The sequence below is a fragment of the Pseudomonas sp. o96-267 genome (genome assembly GCF_003935465.1).
Lineage (GTDB): Bacteria > Pseudomonadota > Gammaproteobacteria > Pseudomonadales > Pseudomonadaceae > Aquipseudomonas > Aquipseudomonas sediminis.
The window spans coordinates 14,524-33,968 of record NZ_RHQP01000029.1 but is presented as its reverse complement, the minus strand read 5'-3'; the positions used below and the strand labels follow the sequence as shown (position 1 = coordinate 33,968).

The 19,445-nt window shown below is 55.9% G+C and carries 19 protein-coding genes and 1 pseudogene; 15 read left to right on the top strand and 5 right to left on the bottom strand.

Going from position 1 to position 19,445, the window contains the following annotated elements; genetic code table 11:
• Positions 1–6 precede the first annotated feature (6 nt).
• Positions 7–2,043 (bottom strand): methionine--tRNA ligase, encoded by a 2,037-nt coding sequence (metG, locus tag EGJ86_RS18540; protein WP_125836123.1) that lies wholly within the window; start codon positions 2,041–2,043, stop codon positions 7–9.
• 162 nt (positions 2,044–2,205) lie between these two features.
• Here metG and apbC point away from each other — a divergent pair, with 162 nt between their 5' ends.
• Positions 2,206–3,294, top strand: coding sequence for an iron-sulfur cluster carrier protein ApbC (apbC, locus tag EGJ86_RS18535; protein ID WP_106732988.1), 1,089 nt, complete (start codon positions 2,206–2,208; stop codon positions 3,292–3,294).
• A gap of 307 nt (positions 3,295–3,601) precedes the next feature.
• Here the strand turns inward: apbC and EGJ86_RS18530 are convergent, their stop codons facing one another.
• On the bottom strand, positions 3,602–3,811 hold the full coding sequence (locus tag EGJ86_RS18530) for a cold-shock protein (RefSeq protein ID WP_004423761.1): 210 nt from the start codon (positions 3,809–3,811) through the stop codon (positions 3,602–3,604).
• A gap of 300 nt (positions 3,812–4,111) precedes the next feature.
• Here EGJ86_RS18530 and dcd point away from each other — a divergent pair, with 300 nt between their 5' ends.
• Both dcd and EGJ86_RS18520 read left to right on the top strand, forming a co-directional pair.
• The gene (gene dcd, locus EGJ86_RS18525; protein ID WP_004423764.1) at positions 4,112–4,678 is read left to right on the top strand and encodes a dCTP deaminase; all 567 of its coding nucleotides are present in this window, start codon (positions 4,112–4,114) and stop codon (positions 4,676–4,678) included.
• Between the two features lie 131 nt (positions 4,679–4,809).
• Positions 4,810–4,995, top strand: coding sequence for a hypothetical protein (locus tag EGJ86_RS18520; RefSeq protein ID WP_125836122.1), 186 nt, complete (start codon positions 4,810–4,812; stop codon positions 4,993–4,995).
• 85 nt (positions 4,996–5,080) lie between these two features.
• On the opposite strand, the pseudogene nadE reads toward EGJ86_RS18520, so the two are convergent.
• Positions 5,081–5,389: pseudogene (gene nadE, locus EGJ86_RS18515) on the bottom strand (NAD(+) synthase); the annotation flags it as partial.
• 328 nt (positions 5,390–5,717) lie between these two features.
• Here nadE and EGJ86_RS18510 point away from each other — a divergent pair.
• A complete protein-coding gene (locus EGJ86_RS18510) occupies positions 5,718–7,349 on the top strand; it encodes an NAD+ synthase (RefSeq protein ID WP_125836121.1) in 1,632 nt (543 codons plus the stop codon).
• A gap of 236 nt (positions 7,350–7,585) precedes the next feature.
• Positions 7,586–8,764: a helix-turn-helix domain-containing protein gene (locus EGJ86_RS18505; RefSeq protein ID WP_125836120.1), complete on the top strand. Its 1,179-nt coding sequence runs from the start codon at positions 7,586–7,588 to the stop codon at positions 8,762–8,764.
• 5 nt (positions 8,765–8,769) lie between these two features.
• Here EGJ86_RS18505 and EGJ86_RS18500 read toward each other — a convergent pair whose 3' ends face one another.
• Complete coding sequence (locus tag EGJ86_RS18500; RefSeq protein WP_125836119.1) at positions 8,770–9,279, bottom strand: hypothetical protein; 510 nt, start codon at positions 9,277–9,279, stop codon at positions 8,770–8,772.
• Positions 9,280–9,510: 231 nt separating this feature from the next.
• Between EGJ86_RS18500 and EGJ86_RS18495 the strand changes: the two genes are divergently transcribed.
• The 6 genes from EGJ86_RS18495 to EGJ86_RS18470 all read left to right on the top strand — a co-directional run bounded on the left by EGJ86_RS18495 (position 9,511) and on the right by EGJ86_RS18470 (position 13,444).
• Positions 9,511–9,957 carry a hypothetical protein gene (locus tag EGJ86_RS18495; protein WP_125836118.1) on the top strand — a complete coding sequence of 149 codons (447 nt, stop codon included), beginning with the start codon at positions 9,511–9,513 and terminating at the stop codon, positions 9,955–9,957.
• Positions 9,958–9,959: 2 nt separating this feature from the next.
• Positions 9,960–10,358: a hypothetical protein gene (locus tag EGJ86_RS18490; protein WP_256672475.1), complete on the top strand. Its 399-nt coding sequence runs from the start codon at positions 9,960–9,962 to the stop codon at positions 10,356–10,358.
• Between the two features lie 486 nt (positions 10,359–10,844).
• Complete coding sequence (locus EGJ86_RS18485) at positions 10,845–11,150, top strand: hypothetical protein (protein ID WP_125836117.1); 306 nt, start codon at positions 10,845–10,847, stop codon at positions 11,148–11,150.
• A 535-nt stretch (positions 11,151–11,685) separates the two neighbouring features.
• A complete protein-coding gene (locus EGJ86_RS18480; RefSeq protein WP_256672474.1) occupies positions 11,686–12,339 on the top strand; it encodes a hypothetical protein in 654 nt (217 codons plus the stop codon).
• 49 nt (positions 12,340–12,388) lie between these two features.
• Positions 12,389–12,652, top strand: coding sequence for a hypothetical protein (locus tag EGJ86_RS18475; RefSeq protein ID WP_125836115.1), 264 nt, complete (start codon positions 12,389–12,391; stop codon positions 12,650–12,652).
• 9 nt (positions 12,653–12,661) lie between these two features.
• Positions 12,662–13,444 (top strand): hypothetical protein, encoded by a 783-nt coding sequence (locus EGJ86_RS18470; protein WP_125836114.1) that lies wholly within the window; start codon positions 12,662–12,664, stop codon positions 13,442–13,444.
• Positions 13,445–13,730: 286 nt separating this feature from the next.
• Here EGJ86_RS18470 and EGJ86_RS18465 read toward each other — a convergent pair whose 3' ends face one another.
• Positions 13,731–14,747 carry an AraC family transcriptional regulator gene (locus EGJ86_RS18465; RefSeq protein ID WP_125836113.1) on the bottom strand — a complete coding sequence of 339 codons (1,017 nt, stop codon included), beginning with the start codon at positions 14,745–14,747 and terminating at the stop codon, positions 13,731–13,733.
• Between the two features lie 146 nt (positions 14,748–14,893).
• Here EGJ86_RS18465 and EGJ86_RS18460 point away from each other — a divergent pair, with 146 nt between their 5' ends.
• The 4 genes from EGJ86_RS18460 to EGJ86_RS18445 all read left to right on the top strand — a co-directional run bounded on the left by EGJ86_RS18460 (position 14,894) and on the right by EGJ86_RS18445 (position 19,334).
• Positions 14,894–15,928, top strand: coding sequence for a 2Fe-2S iron-sulfur cluster binding domain-containing protein (locus tag EGJ86_RS18460; RefSeq protein WP_125836112.1), 1,035 nt, complete (start codon positions 14,894–14,896; stop codon positions 15,926–15,928).
• A gap of 35 nt (positions 15,929–15,963) precedes the next feature.
• Positions 15,964–17,130, top strand: coding sequence for an alkane 1-monooxygenase (locus tag EGJ86_RS18455; protein ID WP_125836111.1), 1,167 nt, complete (start codon positions 15,964–15,966; stop codon positions 17,128–17,130).
• A gap of 256 nt (positions 17,131–17,386) precedes the next feature.
• The gene (locus tag EGJ86_RS18450) at positions 17,387–18,748 is read left to right on the top strand and encodes a DUF1329 domain-containing protein (RefSeq protein ID WP_125836110.1); all 1,362 of its coding nucleotides are present in this window, start codon (positions 17,387–17,389) and stop codon (positions 18,746–18,748) included.
• A 208-nt stretch (positions 18,749–18,956) separates the two neighbouring features.
• Positions 18,957–19,334 carry a hypothetical protein gene (locus tag EGJ86_RS18445; protein WP_125836109.1) on the top strand — a complete coding sequence of 126 codons (378 nt, stop codon included), beginning with the start codon at positions 18,957–18,959 and terminating at the stop codon, positions 19,332–19,334.
• Positions 19,335–19,445: the final 111 nt, after the last annotated feature.

The window sequence follows — 19,445 nt, the reverse complement described above, 5'->3', positions numbered from 1 at the left end:
CTGGAGTTACTTGACGCGCTGGCCTGGCTTGGCGCCGCTATCCGGGCTGAGCAGGTAGATTTCCTCACCGCCGGGGCCGGCGGCCAGCACCATGCCTTCGCTGATGCCGAACTTCATCTTGCGCGGCGCCAGGTTGGCGACGTACAGGGTCAGGCGGCCTTCCAGCTTGCTCGGGTCCGGGTAGGCGGACTTGATGCCGGAGAACACATTGCGCTTTTCGTCGCCGATATCCAGCGACAGGCGCAGCAGCTTGTCGGCGCCTTCTACGAATTCGCATTTTTCGATCAGGGCGATGCGCAGGTCGACGGCAGCGAAGGCGTCGAAATTGATCTCGGCAGCCAGCGGGTCCTTGCTCAGTTCGCCATTGCCTTGTGGTTTGGGCGCTTCGGCGGCGAGGTCTTCCTTGGAGGCTTCGATCATGGCTTCGATTTTCGGTTGCTCGATGCGGGTCAGCAGCGGGTTGAACGGATTCAGCTGGTGGTTGGCCAGCGGCAGCGCCAGGTCGGCCCAGGACTGAGGCTTCACATTGAGGAAGGCTTCTGCCTCGGCGGCCAGCTTCGGCAGCACCGGCTTGAGCATGATCACCAGTTGGCGGAACAGGTTGATACCCAGCGCGCAGATCTGCTGTACCTCGGCTTGCTTGCCTTCGACCTTGTTCAGTGCCCAGGGCGCCTTGTCGGCGATCCAGGCGTTGGCGCGGTCGGCCAGCGCCATGATTTCGCGCATGGCACGGGAAAAATCACGCGCCTCGTAGGCATCGGCGATGCTCGGCGCGGCGGCCTGGAAGGCATCCCACAGTTCGGGTTCCGGGTTGGCGGCGACCAGCAGGCCGGCATTGCCCTTGTGGATGAAACCGGCGCAACGGCTGGCGATGTTGACCACCTTGCCGACCAGGTCCGAGTTGACCTTCTGCACGAAGTCCTCGAGGTTCAGATCGAGGTCGTCCACGCCACGGCTCAGCTTGGAGGCGTAGTAGTAGCGCAGGTATTCCGGGTTCAGGTGGTCCAGATAGGTGCGCGCCTTGATGAAGGTGCCGCGCGACTTGGACATTTTCTGGCCGTTGACCGTCAGGTAGCCGTGCACGTTGACCGCGGTGGGCTTACGGTAGCCGGCGCCTTCGAGCATGGCCGGCCAGAACAGGGCGTGGAAGTTGACGATGTCCTTGCCGATGAAGTGATACAGCTCGGCGGTCGAGTCCTTGCCCCAGAACGCGTCGAAGTCCAGTTCCGGGCGTTTGCTGCAGAGGTTCTTGAAGCTGGCCATGTAGCCGATCGGCGCGTCCAGCCAGACGTAGAAGTACTTGCCCGGCTCGTCCGGAATCTCGAAGCCGAAGTAGGGCGCATCGCGGGAGATGTCCCACTCCTGCAGGCCGCCATCGAGCCACTCGGCGATCTTGTTGGCCACCGCTTCCTGCAGCGCGCCGGAGCGCGTCCACTGCTTGAGCATGGCTTCGAAGTCCGGCAGCTTGAAGAAGAAGTGCTGCGACTCCTTGAGCACCGGCACCGCGCCGGAGATTGCCGAGCGCGGGTTCTTCAACTCGGTTGGCGAGTAAGTGGCACCGCATTTCTCGCAGTTGTCGCCGTACTGGTCCTCGGTACCGCATTTCGGGCAGGTGCCCTTGATGAAGCGGTCGGCGAGGAACATGCCTTTCTCTGGGTCGAAATACTGGGTCACGGCGCGGGTGGCGATATGCCCCTTGTCGCGCAGCGCCAGGTAGATGGCCGCCGACAGCTCGCGGTTCTCGTCGGAGTGGGTCGAGTGGTAATTGTCGAAGTCCACACCGAAGTCGGCGAAGTCGGCCATGTGCTCGGCACGTACACCATCGATCAACTGCTCGGATGTGATGCCTTCCTTTTCTGCGCGCAGCATGATGGCCGAACCGTGTGCGTCGTCCGCGCACACATAGATGGCCTGGTTGCCACGCAGCTTCTGGTAGCGCACCCACATGTCGGTCTGCACGTACTCGAGCATGTGGCCGAGGTGGATCGAACCGTTGGCGTAGGGGAGGGCGCTGGTAACGAGAATCTTGCGGGCTTCGGTCATGGTGATCGGCTGCACTGGTAAAACGAGGGAAGTCGGCAACTATAAAGCAGCGGCAGGCTGCAAGCCACCTGCTGCAGGCAAGCATGCTCGATGTGCCGCGCATGGTGCGGTGCTGCTGCTATGATGCCGGCCTGTTTTTCCGCTGCCTTCTGGAGTTCATGCATGAGTGCCGTCACCCGCGAAGCGGTCGAAGCCTGTCTGCGTCAGTTCACCGACCCCCATCTCGATCAGGACCCGGTCAGCGCCGGTTGCCTGCGTGAGATCGACATCCAGAGCGCGCGTGTTTCCGTACGTCTGGAGCTGGGCTATGCAGCTGGTTTGTTCAAGAACGGTTGGGCGCAGATGCTGCAGATGGCGCTGGAAAATCTCGATGCAGTCGAGAGCGCGCGGGTGCAGGTCGACTGCGTAATCGACTCGCACCAGGGCCAGGCGCAGGTGCCGGCCCTGGCTGGTGTGAAGAACGTGATTGCCGTGGCCTCGGGCAAGGGCGGGGTGGGCAAGTCCACCACCGCTGCCAACCTGGCGTTGGCGCTGGCGCGTGAAGGCGCGCGGGTCGGCATTCTGGATGCCGATATCTACGGCCCCAGCCAGGGCATCATGTTCGGCATCGCCGAAGGCACGCGCCCGCAGGTCAAGGATCAGAAGTGGTTCGTGCCGCTCGAAGCTCATGGCGTGCAGGTGATGTCCATGGCCTTTCTCACCGACGACAACACGCCTATGGTCTGGCGCGGGCCGATGGTCAGTGGCGCTTTGCTGCAGTTGATCACCCAGACCGCCTGGAACGATCTCGATTACCTGGTGGTGGACATGCCGCCGGGCACCGGCGATATCCAGCTGACCCTGGCGCAGAAGGTGCCGGTGGCTGGCAGCGTGATCGTCACCACGCCTCAGGACCTGGCGCTGCTCGATGCCAAGAAAGGCGTGGAAATGTTCCGCAAGGTGCACATCCCGGTGTTGGGCGTGGTGGAAAACATGGCCGTGCACATCTGCTCCAACTGCGGCCATGCCGAACACCTGTTTGGCGAGGGCGGCGGTGAGAAGCTGGCTGCGCAATATGGCGTCGAGCTGCTGGCCTCGCTGCCGCTGTCGATGGCCATTCGCATGCAGGCCGATGACGGCAAGCCCACCACCATTGCCGATCCAGAAAGCCAGATCGCCATGATCTATCAGGACCTGGCGCGCAAGGTCGGAGCACGTATCGCCCTGGCGGGTAAGCCGGCGATGCCCAGCATCGAGATCAGCGAGGACTAAAAGCAGCCGCGCAGCGGCTTTCTGATGACCCTCTCCCGCTTGTGGGAGACGACTGCATGGATGCAGGAGGTAGAGCGACGCAGGATGCCCAAGTCGAGGGTGCCCGAAGGGCGGGAGAGGGCCATGCAGGCGACTCGGTCCTGGCTTGGCGATTTTCCCATTGCCCCGATCCCGATTCTGTAGGAGCGGCTGGGCGGCATTCTGCTTCAGCCGCGAATCGCGGATAAATCCGCTCCTACAGGGCGTGCAAACACCCATAAAAAAGCCCCGCACTAGGCGGGGCTTTTTTCAAGCAGGTCAGTGCAGGTTAGACAACCTGAACTTCCTCAGCTTGCATGCCTTTCTGACCACGGGTGGCCACGAAAGTCACTTGCTGGCCTTCTTTCAGGCTCTTGAAACCATCGCTCTGAATGGCTTTGAAGTGTACGAAGAGGTCGTCACCGGATTGCGGGGTGATGAAGCCGTAGCCTTTCTCATCGTTGAACCACTTAACGGTGCCAGTCTGACGATTGGACATGTGATGTCTCCTAACAAAAGTAATAGCAGCCCTGGAAAAGCCCAGGCCGGGACTGAGTGCAACGAGTACTAGGAGTCGGACGATGTTTGGATCGAGATCTAGGCATCAAGTAGCGATTCGCGGTGACACATGCAGCACAGTGGGGACACCATACGTGTTTTTATCGCCAAGTGCGAATAGTCGATGCAGCTTTTTTGCAAATAATCTCCGGCGCTGGAGGCTGCGCTCTTTGAAGCGTGGCGCCTGCATCGGTAAGATGCGCTCACTTTTCTTGCAATAGCCCACTCAGGACACCTCGCCATGAGCATCAAATCGGACAAGTGGATTCGCCGCATGGCCCAGGAACACGGCATGATCGAGCCCTACGTCGAGCGCCAGGTACGCGGTGCCGACGATAGCCGCGTCATCTCTTACGGTGTTTCCAGCTACGGCTACGACGTACGCTGCGCTGATGAATTCAAGGTGTTCACCAACATCCATTCGGCCATCGTCGACCCGAAGAATTTCGATGAGAAGAGCTTCGTCGACATCAAGAGCGACGTTTGCATCATTCCGCCTAACTCCTTTGCCCTGGCCCGTACCGTCGAATACTTCCGTATTCCGCGTGACGTGTTGACCATCTGCCTGGGCAAGAGCACCTATGCGCGTTGCGGCATCATCGTCAACGTCACGCCGCTGGAGCCGGAGTGGGAAGGTCACGTGACCCTGGAGTTCTCCAATACCACCAACCTGCCGGCGAAGATCTATGCCAACGAAGGTGTGGCGCAGATGCTGTTCCTGCAGTCCGACGAGGCCTGCGAGGTGTCGTACCGTGATCGCGGTGGCAAGTACCAGGGGCAGACCGGCGTGACCTTGCCCAAGGCCTGATCGCCGAAGCGTTGTCACAAAGCCGGGCTTAGCCCGGCTTTTTTGTGCGCACTAGCGTTTTGTCGGATAGCCTGAATTTCCCGCCCATGTGGCGCTCCACCTGTAACAGTCCACGTTCAGGAGAGCGGCCCATGTCTTTGTTCTATCTCAATGCGGGAGGCATTCCCGGCCAACCCGAACCCGATATTCCTGACCAGCCAGGAAGGCCTTTGCCGCCGCAGGAGCCTGGTGAGCCGACACTGCCCGATCAACCGCCGCCAGCACCAGTGGCCGAGTGCCGGCCTCGTCAGGTCTTCGCGCGCTCGCCGCGCCATTAGAGCGCATTGCCGGGTAGTGGCGTTAATTTGCAGTGCAGACAAAAAAGCCGGGCGATTGCCCGGCTTCTTTTTATGCCTGCGACTATCAGGGCACCAGCGGTAGCTCGCGCTTGTGCCGCGTGTTGTCGTAAGTGCGCACGATGGTGGCGTAGGCTTCGTCGCTGACTTTCTCGCCATGCAGGAAGGCATCGATTTCGGCGTAGGTGACGCCATGGGCTTCCTCATCCGGCTTGCCCGGGCGCAGCTCTTCCAGATCGGCGGTGGGCGTCTTCTGCACCAGGTGCTGCGGTGCGCCCAGGTGCTTAGCAATGGCGCGTACCTGGTTCTTCACCAGGCCGGATAGCGGGGCGAGGTCGCAGGCGCCGTCGCCGAACTTGGTGAAGAAGCCCATCACTTTCCACCACCCCGAAAAGTGCACATTGCCATATCTGGTAAGGCTTTGGTGGCGGGCATTATGATGTGCAAAAATAAAAACTGCACATCTCTAGTATGAGCCAAAAATATTTTCTCTACCAGCCCAGCGGGCCAATTGGAGCGTGGTTCGGTAGGGGATAGGGCATAATGCAAACACCCGAGCACGATATCGTTCCTACGCACGGGAATGCCCTTTAGCCAGCAGATGTGAGCTCTGTTCGCGGGTAGAGCATTTCCCTGATGCAGCCAACCCCAGCAGGCCGGCGTTGCATCTAGTAGATCTTGCTCAAAGCAAATTTGGAGGCTGAGTGGTGCAACGTTTGAGAGTGGTGATGGCCCAGCTGAACATCCGTGTTGGGGATGTTCGCGGTAATGTTGAGCAGGTTATCGAAGCAACAAGCAGGGCGCGCGATGACCTCAATGCCCAGGTCATTGTGTTCCCAGAGCTAACCCTTTGCGGGTATCCGCCTGAGGACTTGCTCCTCCGCTCAAGCATGCAGAGCCGGATGGAAAAAGCACTACTCCAAGTTCAGGAAGCGGCTCAGGGCATTGCGGTAGTGATCGGCTTCCCCTGGGTCGAAGATGGCGTGCGCTACAACAGCTGCGCAGTCATTTCTGAAGGCAAGGTGATCGCCAGGTACTACAAACAGTGTCTGCCCAATTACCGGGTCTTTGATGAAAAACGCTACTTCGAGCCTGGCACTGAACCATGTGTCGTGAACCTGTTTGGCGTGAAGGTCGGTCTCACGATTTGTGAAGATATCTGGTTTGCCGAGCCTCTCCAGCAAGCCCGCGAAGCCGGCGCGCAGGTGATGCTGACCCTCAATGCTTCCCCCTTCCACCGAGGCAAGCAAGCTGAGCGCGAACGGCTCCTTGCGCAGCGCGCATGCGAATCCGCTATTCCGATGGTTTATGTCAATCAGGTGGGAGGCCAGGATGAACTCGTTTTTGATGGCAACAGCTTTGTTGTTGATGGACAGGGCATAGTTACCCAGCGGGCGCCGGCTTTCGAAGAGGGCCTGTTTGTTTCCGATTTTGAGATCAAGAACGGCTGCATGACTCCGGTGGCTGGCTTGATGAATGAACTTCTCAGTTTGGAGGCAAGCGTTTACCAGGCTTTGGTGGTTGGCGTTCGTGATTACGTCCGGCGCAATGGTTTCAGAGGCGTGGTGCTTGGCCTCTCTGGTGGCATTGACTCTGCACTGTGTCTCGCTATCGCGGTTGATGCCTTGGGCGCTGAGAACGTTGAAGCGGTCATGATGCCTTACCACTACACCGCCCAGATGAGTCAGGATGATGCCAAAGAGGAGGCGGATATCCTGGGGGTCAGGTACAGCGTGCTTCCTATTGCCCCGATGGTTGAGGCATTTCTGAATACGCTCGCACCAATGTTCGAAGGGTTGGCCAAAGACACCACGGAAGAGAATCTCCAAGCCCGGTGTCGTGGCACCTTGCTAATGGCGATCTCCAACAAGAAGCGGTATCTGGTGCTGACCACGGGTAACAAAAGTGAGATGGCGGTCGGGTATGCGACCCTTTATGGGGACATGGCAGGTGGGTTCGATGTTTTGAAGGATGTGCCCAAGACTCTCGTGTTCCGCTTGAGTGAGTATCGCAACACGCTTGGGTATGTCATTCCGCAACGGGTAATTGACCGTCCACCATCAGCAGAGCTTTCGCCAGATCAGAAGGACGAAGATTCTTTGCCCCCTTACCCTGTCCTCGATGAGATCCTGCGCCTGTACATCGAGCAGGATTATTCTGCTAACGCAATCATCGAGCATGGCTTCGACAAGGATTTGGTCTACAAGGTGATTCGACTGGTCGATCTGAATGAGTACAAACGTCGACAAGCAGCTGTTGGCCCGCGAGTTACCGAGCGCGGATTTGGCCGGGATCGTCGCTACCCAATCACTTCAGGTTGGAGCATTGGCGAGTAATCATCAAATAGTTTGAGTCTTCGGGCAGCGATGCCTAGATCGGCAAAGCTAGTAGCCTTTCTTGAAAGTGGATGGCGCTAACTGGAGATGGCCAGGCGCGCCTCTACCCATTCCGGAATGCCACTGGGTAGTCGAAGACTAAGCTCTCTCTGATCGCTCAGTGCATCCGACCTACCGCTTAGACGGTCATCATGCTCAAATTGAGCTCACACCAATGTCAGGGAGTGAGTGCGTAGATGATCGAGCTGCTGAGCAGACTGCGCTACAGAAGCGAAGGCCCTGACATCGACTTTAAGTCTGCCCAGTACCGCTTCAACGGCGGAAGCGAGGTAGATAAAGCAGAGATGCTCAAGGACATACTCGCCATCGCTAATTCATGGCGCGAAGGCCCTGGCTATATCCTTTTGGGGTTCAAGGATAACCGTCCCCACCCCGCTGAGGTCGTTGGCATTCAAGACAGCATCGACGATTCTCGGATACAGCAGTTTGTGAATAGCAAGGTCAAACCGAAGCTGACCTTCAGCTACGAAGAGCATTTGTACGAGGGGATGACTGTCGGTGTCATCACTATCCCGAAGCAGAAGCGTCCGTTTTACATCACCAATGCTTACGGCAGGCTCAAGAGTAATGTGGTGTATGTTCGCCGTGGCAGCAGTACAGATGAAGCTGAGCCACCAGAAGCCACTGCAATGGCAATCAACGATGACGGACGTAAAGAGCTGAAGCTAGATCTGTCCGTACTCACCCCGCAAAATGAAGCCCTCCCAAGTACCTTTGCCCACAAATATCTGCGGTTTGCTGAGAGGTTCCCGGACTTCGTAAGGCAACGGGAACCCTCAGGCCCATTCGACATTCACGTTTACTCGGCCCTGGAGCGAGACAATCGCGACTTCTGGAGGGAATATGCCGAATACGTGCGAGTAGACGAAGCGTTGATCGAGATGCAGTTTGTGCTGGTCAATCAATCCAGCACGCAGCTGTCAAATGCAAAGCTTGAAGTCTCTGTTGACGCGCTGGATGCTCAATCATTTGAATTGCTCCCAGGATGCGACTTACCCAAGAAGCCTGAGGCTGATTGGAACCTAGCCAGCCGTCTGACAACGGTACAGGACGTCATTGAGCGTCAAAGTCGAGCATTGCAGATAGACGAACGCGGCCCAACACTGGCATGCCATATACGCCTTGGATCCCTCCTGCCGGGTGAGCAGGGGCGCTCTGAAACGTTGGCGTTTATCCCTCATGCCCCTGGCGCTTTCCGTCTCCGTCTGCGCATATTGGGCAGTGAGCTTCCTGAGCCCCTTGAGCAGGAGATCGTCATTGAAACAGCAGGCGAGGTTGATTCGCTCAACTTCGAACAGTTCAAGCAATTCGTCAGAGAGCAGCGCCTAGCTAATCAGCTAGAGTCAGCCGAATAGCGCAATCATTCGTCGCCCTTAGGCCAGTGCCGCTGCACTGTCCTGACTGTCACCCCTAGCCGGCGAGCAACCTCTTGCTTGTGCAACCCCTCACGCTGCATCCGCATCACCTCGGCACGTACATTGTCCCTTCTCTGCCTCGCTATAGTGCGAACAGCGTCAACTGGCGCAGCCAGAGCAAGGCTGCCTGTACCCAGCAACGCACCAAGCCGTGCAGTGCTCACAGCGATCTGCTCCTCAACACGCAGACCCGAAAGGCGCGCCTCAACAATCAAAAGTACGTCACTTGGAGCAACGCCAAGCACTTCGCAGAGCCCAACCATGGACTCGATCTTGATGACTGCCAGACCGTTTTCGACCTGACTGAGATTCGCAGCGGTCATCACCGCAACGCAATCAGTGAGTGCGAGACCGGCGTGCAACCTAACGTCTCGCAGCACCTGCCCCAACACCGCTTCGTAGCGCATTTTGTTTGAGCCCAAAAACTGAGCATCAGAGCAGCTTTGACGCGACATCTCTTTATCGTCTACGATAAATTAAATGTCGCGCGAGCTTATCAGAAAACCCCGTCAATTAATGCCAATAGAAATTACCGACACCTCGCAGCAGGCGCCATGACATCAAACGAAAGCCCAAGGCATTAGACCCCAGCAGGCTCAACGCCCAATCACGGCCCAGCGCCAGTGATCGCGATCTGCCTGCTGGGCGAAATAGCGACTGAGTAAATATTCGAAGCGGAGACACACATGACTACCCAAGCTGGACATATAGATGTTGAGTTCAAATCTGAAAGCTCGGGGCTGTGGTGCCTTAACAAAAAAGGCAGCGTGCACTGGATGCACATCACCCTCGCGTGCTCGACAGAAAAGACCATCGTCCGAACGATCTCTACGAACGACGCCGCGCTTGTTAAGCAGATCCTAGCCGCCCCAGGGGAGGGACTCTGTGTGCGTTCATTCCAAGCAGTTTTTCCTTGCTCCTTTCCCGACAACGTGGGGATAGGTGTTGCCGACGTTTACGAGTTCAGCGAAGGGCAAACAACTCGTGGCGAAGTATTCCATCGCGTTCTTACCAAGTTCGGCTGCTACCGGTTTGGTGGCCCTAGGGACTTGATGGCCAGCAAAGTGCGAATGGGTACTGACGTCGTTCACTACACAGCGAAGCGCCCAGCTCAGCGCTACTTCGGTAACTGAAGATGACCGGGCTGGAAGAAGTGACCGAGCTACTCCATGGTGATGGCATACCAATGCTAGGAGCTCAGGTCAGCCAGGAAGAAGCTGTAAGGATCGTCCGCGAACGTTACCCATACGCCGAGTACTGCCTTGTCTCCAAATGGCGCTGGATCGACCTAGATGTAACTCCAGAGCAACGCGCCGAGCTAGCTAGAACCAACCGCCAGCCAGTCGTCATCTACGCCCATACCGTGATTTACGACAGTCGGCGCAGGTGGGATGTGGGTGACTTTGTGCGCACAAGCTATCTCCATAAATTCGAAGACGGGTTCATCTTCAAGACACTAAATACGATTTACATCCTGATCGGCGATGGCATCAGAACAAGAGCTTCTCTTGAGACCCTTGGGCGCATTTTTTGATGCTAGCAGCCGGCCTATCAAGACGCACCAAGCTACGCCTGATCAAAGCACAAAACACACAGTTTTCATGGCGAGTGACTGGATACCTGACTGATGTCCATATCTTCGCCAGGTCTGGCGTGGGTCGCGTGTTCAGCCATCGCAGCTCACGGAAAGTATTTAAAGAAGGGACAACAATCCGCACGTCTGATGTAATTCACCTTCATCAAGAAAACGGTTTTTGGGTACTACATACCACGAGCGGCAGTTTCTACGTAATCGCGACCTTTGAACGCAAAATCGGGTGGTATTCGCTGATGCAGTTCAACGCCTCTGTTCAGGCTAAGCTGCGCTTACCCCTGCGTCTGTTGCACTGACTCCCCGAACCACTAACCTTCGATTTACTGGGATAGGCTGATGTCCGATTATTTTGACACCTGTTGATGTATGCGTTGCGGAGAGTCGTCTACACTTTCCCTCTGTGGTTATTACCAAGGCAATGCATTAATGCTGACGGCAGCCGACCAGTATCGGATCATCGCGAAGACGATTGAAGATTTATGCGAACTCAAGAAGGAGTACTTATACCTCTGTGCGGAGGCATGTGACAGGTCAGCGCCAGACGACTATCGAAATGCTATAGATAGCGTGATGGAAAATGCAAAAAACGAGTGCGGACGATGGGCTCACACTGCTCTGCTAGCTTTCTATTGGGAAGTTTGGGAGGCCTTCCGTCGACTTGATACACCAATGTATACGGAAGCGATACGGCGCGTACTGCGTAAAAAATTGGAAATCGAAATTGAATTGTGAAATTTTGCATTTACATAGTGTGGATGCTGCTCAGCTGCTAATCGGCCCCTTGTTATTTACGATATCACCCGCAGTTGGGACGTCGGCGATTTTTTTCGCACAAGCCCTATGTACAAATTTGAAGCAGGCTTCATCTCAGCTTATCTTTTAATGGGCGATGTTCTGCGCAAGATAACCAGCCTTGACGCTGTAGCCAGTCTTTTTTGACCACAAGCAGGGCTTGCTGCGGTCTACAGCCAATGTCCAAATGCGAGGTGATCAGGATGGTTAATCAGAATAAAACAGCCGAACCAATCCACTGTTTTGTATGTGGCGATCCATGCCTTGAGGAGCGTTGTGGCGCCTTGCATGGAGACCGTCCGAACGACAATGGAGGAAGTGACCTCTACTTTGCTCCCCTATGCCAGATCTGCTTTGTCAGTGCTTTGAGTTACTTGCGGCAGGAGCGCCGGATCAAGCATCCCTTCTACAACGAGCCCAGCGCCGATGACACATTCGGCCTAACCATAGAGTCAAAAGATTAGCCGAAGCCCTGATGCGCCAGTCGATCCGCGACGAAGTGACGAAGCTGACCTCTCGGCTCGCACAGAGATGCCACCCAGGTGTGGCAGAACAGTACGCAGCGCAGCTAGCTCGCTACGCACGTCTAGATATCGCATGCGATGCGTTCAACGCCTTCACAGGTTTTAGACCAGCCGATGATGAAGACGTCTTCGATTTGCTGTCCCGGCGCCGAAGGGAGATTGCAGATTTACTCGCTGGCGCCAACCTTGATGCCTTCGAGCAGGAAAAGGTTGGTGGGCTGTTCCTGGCAATCCCATACTTCAGCTGGTGCTCTGATAAACAGCCAGTGTTCCTGGTGAATAGAACGAGCCAGGCTGTTACCTACATTCGTCGCCGCTTGTACGCTTTTGCGAGTGCAGATGACGGCATCGATGAGTACCAAACTGCCGGCAGCGGTTTCGCGGACGGCATAGCAGCCGGAGCAGTCATACAGCCTGGCGAGCGACTACAGATCGATGATTACTCGATGAGCTACGACGGCGACTTCGTCAGCAATAGACGTGTTGTGCTCATCATCGAAGACGAGCGCGCAGAGTGGTTCGTCAGCGTTTCAAAACTGGCGGGCTTTTTGTGGGACGAAGACCTGCATGGTTTCCACGAGCTCAAAAGGACTCAGAGCCCCTGAACCTCTAGGCACTGTTGCAACGTTTTCCGACTGAGGTAACCGTCCTCCTATGAAGCAGGTGAAGCAAGCGGATGGAGCGCTGGGGTGGAAGGACAGCGGGCCTGTTAAGAACACGGCGGATCTCTTTCTGGCGATCCGTCGAGCTCGGAATAACCTGGCTCATGGCGCGAAGTACCGCGACGGAGGCACTGGCCATGTGGATCTCGTCGAGGGATCCGAACGAGACGATGAGCTTCTCAATCAGTCAATGGCAGTGCTGGCTTTGGCTCTGAGGGAGCGCCCCGAAATCCACGGCTTCTTTCGGCGCTACTGAGGAGTGGTTATGAACGAGCCCGAAGAGAACAAAAACACTTACGCATACTTTCAGATGTGGGAGCCGTTTCGTCAGTCGCTGATTGAGCAGCACCGGTTCTACATCGAGCAGGGAAAAAAGAAGCTGCTCTCCCAATTTGAGAACATGGAGCAGGAAGCGGACGAGGCCGGGACGCGCTGGCTAGAAGACCACGCGCACCGCTTTGACCCTGACCGGCACGATCCAGGGGACTTCGAAGAGGACGCCTACCATGTGGGCATCGAGTACTACCAGCTACTGACCGAGCTGCGAGACCAAACCCGTCTCAGTCTTGTCGCAGGAATGTTTCACGCCTGGGACAAGCAGCTCCGTGGCTGGTTGTTGAAGGAGATACGGCATTGGCATATCGGCAAACATGTCACTAACAAAATCTGGTCAGCCAGTTTTGAGGACATCGAAGAGTTCCTGGACAGCCTTGGTCTAGCGAAGAAGGACTCCACCTATCTCAAAAAGCTGAGTGCGTGCCGCTATGTCGTGAATGTTTACAAGCACGGAGACGGCAAATCTCTGGAAAAGCTGAAAGAAAAGCATCCCGAATTCCTGCGAGCCCTTTTCCCCGGAGCCGACCTCACCGATGCCGTTTGGCTGGATCACACCCATCTTGCCGTTTCCAACGATCAGTTGGATGAGTTTTCCAGCTCCATTGTCGAGTTCTGGCAGTCCCTGCCAGGCAGCATCTATGGAAACGCTGGTGAAACGACGCCGAAGTGGTTCGATACTGTCCTTCAGCGAGATATTAGGGAACGCTCCTGAAGCATCCCAGGCGCTTGCTTAGCAGGTGTGCCACTCACGTTTTGATGGTGTTGCAGTGGTGTTGGTCATCATTGAAGCACCGCAGCCGCTGAAGAGGCTGCCTTTCATCTTGGCGCTGAGCTTGCCGGCCAGACTGGATTGCGCATCCTACAGCCAGCATGGACTCATAGTTACGCCTTGGAGGAAATGGAAGAAAGCTCCTAGACCCCAGTGATAGGCAGCAACCGGCCATAAGCAGACGCTGACCAGGACGTCCTAGTAGAAGCAGATCGTGCTGAGCAATCTGCTACACGGAAGGTTTCATGCCTCGGTATTCAGAGGGAGATACGCCTTCCCATTGCTTAAATGCGCGTCTGAAATTCGCGACATCACTGTAGCCAAGTGTCAGTGCTATCTCCTCCACCGAGAGCTTTCCAGAGCTGATGTGCTCTAACGCGAGTGAGTGTCTCACCTCCATGAGTATTTGCTTGAAACTGGTGCCCTCTGCCTGGAGGTGGCGGTGCAGGGTGCGTGGGGTCATGTAGAACAGACGGGCAGCAACCACAAGGCTAGGGAATCCGGTTTGCCTTTCAAGCATAAGTCGACGGATGCGGCTGCCAAGCGATGTGCTTTCGCTAATTTTTTGCAGCTCTCTCTGGCAAATCAACTCCGCCTCGTGGAAAGCAACCGGGTCGGCCATGCGCAGCGGTACATCCAGTGCCGACTGATTGAACGAGATGGCGGCCCATGGTTGGTCATATTCGACAGCACAGCCGAATATCTCTCTAGCTAGATCTGCATAGCTGGGGGTGGGGAACGGAAAGTTGATTCGCTCGATGCTCAAACTGCCAGGACTCAGTGCATCAATAATATTCTTCACCGCCAGCAGTATGGCCTCCATCACTGTCCGCTCAATCGAGCCGAGCTTGTAGGCGGCGACGAACCGGAGTTGTTCCCGCTGGCAGCTCTCCTCATGTTCAAGCCGCACTCTGAGCAAACTGGTACGCACTGCGAGGTAGCGCTCTAACAGCAGGATGACCTGGCGCAGCGAGCCTCCCTGTAGCGCAGCGAAACCCAGAGCACCATGGGTGCTGATGATCAGCCGCTCGCCTAGCAAAAGGCCGAATGCAGGCTCGTTACTCCGTACAAGCGCCTGCTCCATAAGCTGGCTGAACAGCTCAATGCTGGGCTGGTAATGCTGGTCATCCAACTCCTGGGATTGGACACCGCAGTCGGCTAGCCAGGCGTCAGGCGACGCGCCCATAACACGTAGCTGCTCAGCAATCTGCCGCAGGTACTGCACGGGGAGGAGGAAGTCAGACATTGAAGCTCGCACCGCAAAAGGAGGCTGATCACAAGGCAAAATGTCAATTAATGACCCCGTGATTGTCAACTGATGCGCTCTCTCGCTCCTGCTCTACGTCCTTAGGATCTAGTTGTCCCGATCCAAAAAGTAGAACAGGAGGACGCATGTTTTCATTCTTTACTAGGCAGCGGTCTGCGACGGCGATGATCAATGCCACCAAGGTTGCTGTCTCTCCCGGCGAGACATTACTGGGAGCAGCCTTGCGCCAAGGAATCGATTTCCCGCACAGCTGCCGGGTCGGAGGCTGCGCAAGCTGCAAGTGTCGACTGGTGTCAGGCCAGGTGAAGGAGCTTACCGAGTCCAGCTACATCCTTAGCGACGATGAACTGGATGCAGGGTACATCCTTGCATGTCAGAGCGTGCCAAAGGGGCATGTGGAGATTGAAGTAGATCTTTCCAAAGCTCAGGCTCGACACCAAGTCCGGGGCAAGGTAGTAAGCCAAGAGAAGCTGACCCATGACATCACACGTCTGGTTGTGCAGCTTGAACAAAGCCTGTCGTACAAGGCTGGTCAGTATGCAGACCTCTGTCTAGAGGCTCTGCCGCAGTACTCACGTAGTTTTTCCTTTGCTAGCCGCCCTCAACCGGACTCCAAGGTGAGTTTCTTCATCCGCAAGGTTCCAGGTGGGCGTCTGACCACTCTGATTGATGAGCAGTCATTACTTGGTCAGGGCGTGGCACTGAGCGGCCCATTGGGCGATTTCTACCTGCGTTCGTCCACTGCTCCGCTGTTACTGGTGGCCGGTGGCAGTGGTTTGGCTCCAATTATGGCCCTACTGGAAGAGGCCTTAGTTGCAGGCGCCTCACGTTCGGTAACTCTGCTCTTTGGTGCTCGTGAGGAACGCGACCTATACGCGCTAGACATGATCCAGATGTTTGCTGCGCTCTGGAAAGCACCGTTTCACTTCATGCCGGTTCTCTCCGCCTCAGCACTTGATGCGGATTGGAAGGGCGCGCGTGGCCTGGTCACTGATCACATTTCGGGCTGTCTTGAGTCTGGCTCCCACGCGTACTTGTGTGGCCCTCCAGCGATGATCGACAACGCCGTAGAAACTCTTCGCGATCTTGGAGTGCCTCGTGAGCACATTCATGCAGATCGCTTCATCACCCAGCTCCAGCCACTACCTGTCAGTGCTTGAACGGGGCTTTCATTAAAAAACAAACAGAGGCGGCCATGAACGCACTGCATTACTTAAAGTATTTTTTGTTCCACGTTATCGGTCTGCTTTCTGTAGCAGCCATCCTACTGGGTGGGGCCTGGACTACTGCCGGGCTAGTGACAGTATTGACGATCTACATCATCGGTGACGCAGTCTGCGGTGACGACACCAGTACTCCTCAGTTCAGCTACCCAAGCATCCTGACCGTGCAGCTATGGTTGGCACTACCTCTCTTAAGCATCATTGTTTTTGCAGCCGTATGGAGTGTTAGCGACGGTGATGTCTTGGGGTTCGGTGCTGCGCTGAGTCAGCTCAGCGGCTATGACTTACTCTCTGCGCGAGATGCTACGGCTGTTGGTCATCACTTTTCAGCCTGGCTGCTGACAGCACTGATGATCGGCATCATCGGAACTATTACGGCTCATGAGTTGACCCACCGTACCTGGGACCCGGTGTCTATGCTGATAGGCCGCTGGTTACTGGCTTTTAGTTTCGACACAGTGTTCTCCATTGAGCACGTTTATGGTCATCACCGTTATGTCTCCACCACCGAAGATCCAGCAACTGCGCCGCGCGGGCGCAACGTCTACTTCCATGTTCTGGTATCGACCCTCAAGGGCAATCTGAGCGCGTGGGAGATCGAGACACGCCGCCTCACTCGCAAGGGGAAAAGCCGATACGGTTGGCACAATGCCGTATTGCGGGGGCATTTGATGAGCTTGCTGTTAGTCGCTGCGGCATACGTCATTGGCGGCTGGCAAGCGGCCTTGTTCTTCACCCTTTGCGCGTTGGGGGGTAAGGCTCTGCTGGAGATCGTCAACTACATGGAACACTACGGAATGGTGCGCAACCCGGCCACACCGGTGCAGCCTCGTCACTCCTGGAACACCAATAAACGGATTAGCTCCTGGGCCATGTTCAATCTGACTCGTCACTCTCATCACCACGCCCAAGGCGAGGTGCCATATCAGGATCTCAGGCCATTCCCTGATGCCCCAATGATGATTGGTGGTTACCTGACAACAATCGTGGTCGCCCTGATCCCACCGCTGTGGCACCACTTGATGACGCCTAAGGTGCTGGCATGGGATCGCGACTTCGCCAATGAAGAAGAACGACAACTGGCCCGCGAAGCTAATAAGCACAGCGGAATCGCCGCCATGAAGGCAGCGACGAGCTAGCGGCTCTGTCGCAGAAGACAGCCTGTCCTGCCCAGGCTGTCGACATTTCGCTAATCAAGTGAGTTCGCTGCATGAGTATCGGCTTTGCCGATAGCGGACACCTGTGCCTGACAGTTACTGGCTATGAGGGCATCCAGCCACTGTATTTGCTGGCTCTGTTTGGACGCGTCACGTCTGCCTCACTTGCTGGCTGCACATATCAGCTAGGGCGCTCAGCCCATTCAGCTCTGAAAACAAGAACAATGATGAGAACAGTATGAACAGACATCTACTAACAACTGGTGTGCTGGCAATGGCCGTGTTCGCTACCGGAGCCATTGCAGCGGTATCTCCTGAAGAAGCAGCGAAGCTGGGGGCCACCTTGACTCCTTTAGGGGCCGAGATGGCTGGGAATGCCGATGGCTCGATTCCGGCGTGGACGGGGGGCTTGCCAAAGAATGCCGGTGCAGTGGATAGCAAAGGTTTTCTAGCGAACCCGTTTAGCGGCGAGAGTCCTTTGTTCGTGATCTCGGCTCAGAACGTCGATCAATATCGAGATAGGCTAACGCCGGGGCAGTACGCGATGTTTAAGCGCTACCCGGAGACGTATCGAATTCCGGTGTATCCGACTCATAGATCGGCGAGTGTTCCTCCCAATATCGCAGCAGCCGCTAAGATCAACGCGATATCAACCAAGCTGGTGAAAAGCGGTAACGGCCTTGAGGATTTCAAAGAAGCGTACCCATTCCCAATTCCGAAAAACGGGCTGGAGGTGATCTGGAACCACATCACGCGCTACCGTGGCGGCAGCATGCGCCGGTTCGTTACACAAGCAACTCCTCAAGTGAATGGTGCGTATACCATGGTTTACTTTCAGGAGGAGTTCAGTTATCGCGGCAACCTAAGGGACTACGACGCCAACACACTGAGCAACGTCCTGTTCTACTACAAGCAACGTGTGACCGCGCCATCTCGACTGGCAGGCAATGTGATGCTGGTACATGAGACCCTCGACCAAGTTAAAGAACCTCGCTTGGCATGGATCTATAATGCTGGCCAACGCCGTGTCCGCCGCGCGCCGCAAGTGTCTTATGACGGCCCTGGTACGGCCTCAGATGGCCTACAAACTTCGGACAACTTCGACATGTACAACGGCTCACCAGATCGCTACGACTGGGAGTTAGTTGGCAAGAAGGAAATCTACATCCCGTACAACAGCTACCAACTGGACTCTCCAAGGCTGAAGTACAGCGACATTCTCAAGGCGGGACACATCAATCAAGATCTATCTCGCTATGAGTTGCACCGTGTCTGGCACGTCACCGCGACGCTGAAGCCAGGAGAGAGACACGTCTATCGAAAGCGTGATTTCTACATCGATGAAGACACCTGGCAGGCCGCCGAGATTGATCACTACGACGGGCGCGGCAATCTCTGGCGGGTGTCCGAGGCACATTCCCAGTACTACTACAACGTGCAAGTGCCTTGGTTCACGCTGGAAGCAATCTATGACCTGCAAGCGGGCCGGTATCTAGCGATGGGGATGAAGAATGAGGAAAAACAGGGTTACGACTTTACCTTCCGCGCTTCGGAAAGTGATTTTACCCCTGCTGCATTACGCCTAGCTGGTGTTCGTTGACTCCCCCCTGCGCCCAACCCTAATCTGCGCGCTGATTAAGACGAAGGGCTTCAGCCCTATCTCCCTTTGCCCGGTGGAAGCCGGGCATTTTTGCGAGCGGATGTCTGCTTTTGGCCGACAGTTGCCGGTAGCAACAGGCTGGAATCGGCCAGTCGCTATTCATCGAACGAACTGGCACTCTGCTTCTAACCAGAAAGGATGATTAGTCATGAAGCACACAAAGCTACGCGATGCTGGAGACTTCAAGAACAAGTCGGTTGTCGAGTACGCCACGATCAGAGTCGAGATGCCCAGCAGGTTGGTTCCTTCGAACTTGCGTGATGGTCACTATCGGGGCGATGACGTCGTGAAGGGCTTGTATTCGACACCCACTGGCCGGCTTTCATACAAGACGCTATATCTCGACAGTAGTGAGCTGGCGGAGCAGTTCGCTGAGCATCTGACCCGTCTCTTTCAGAACAGACTTTACAGCGACGAGTTTGAGATCAAGCTTGAGGTTTTGACGACTACGCAGACGGTCACGGCAACAAAGGGCAAGATCAAACACTCTGCAATTGTAAGGGAGACGATCTCCAAGTCAGAATGACATGAGAGTCGCTTTGACTAGAGCTGCTACCGGCCATGAGACGCAGTAATGATACCTGCAAGGAATGCCATATACCGAAGTCTGCTAGTAAAGCCACACCTGTTTCGTTCA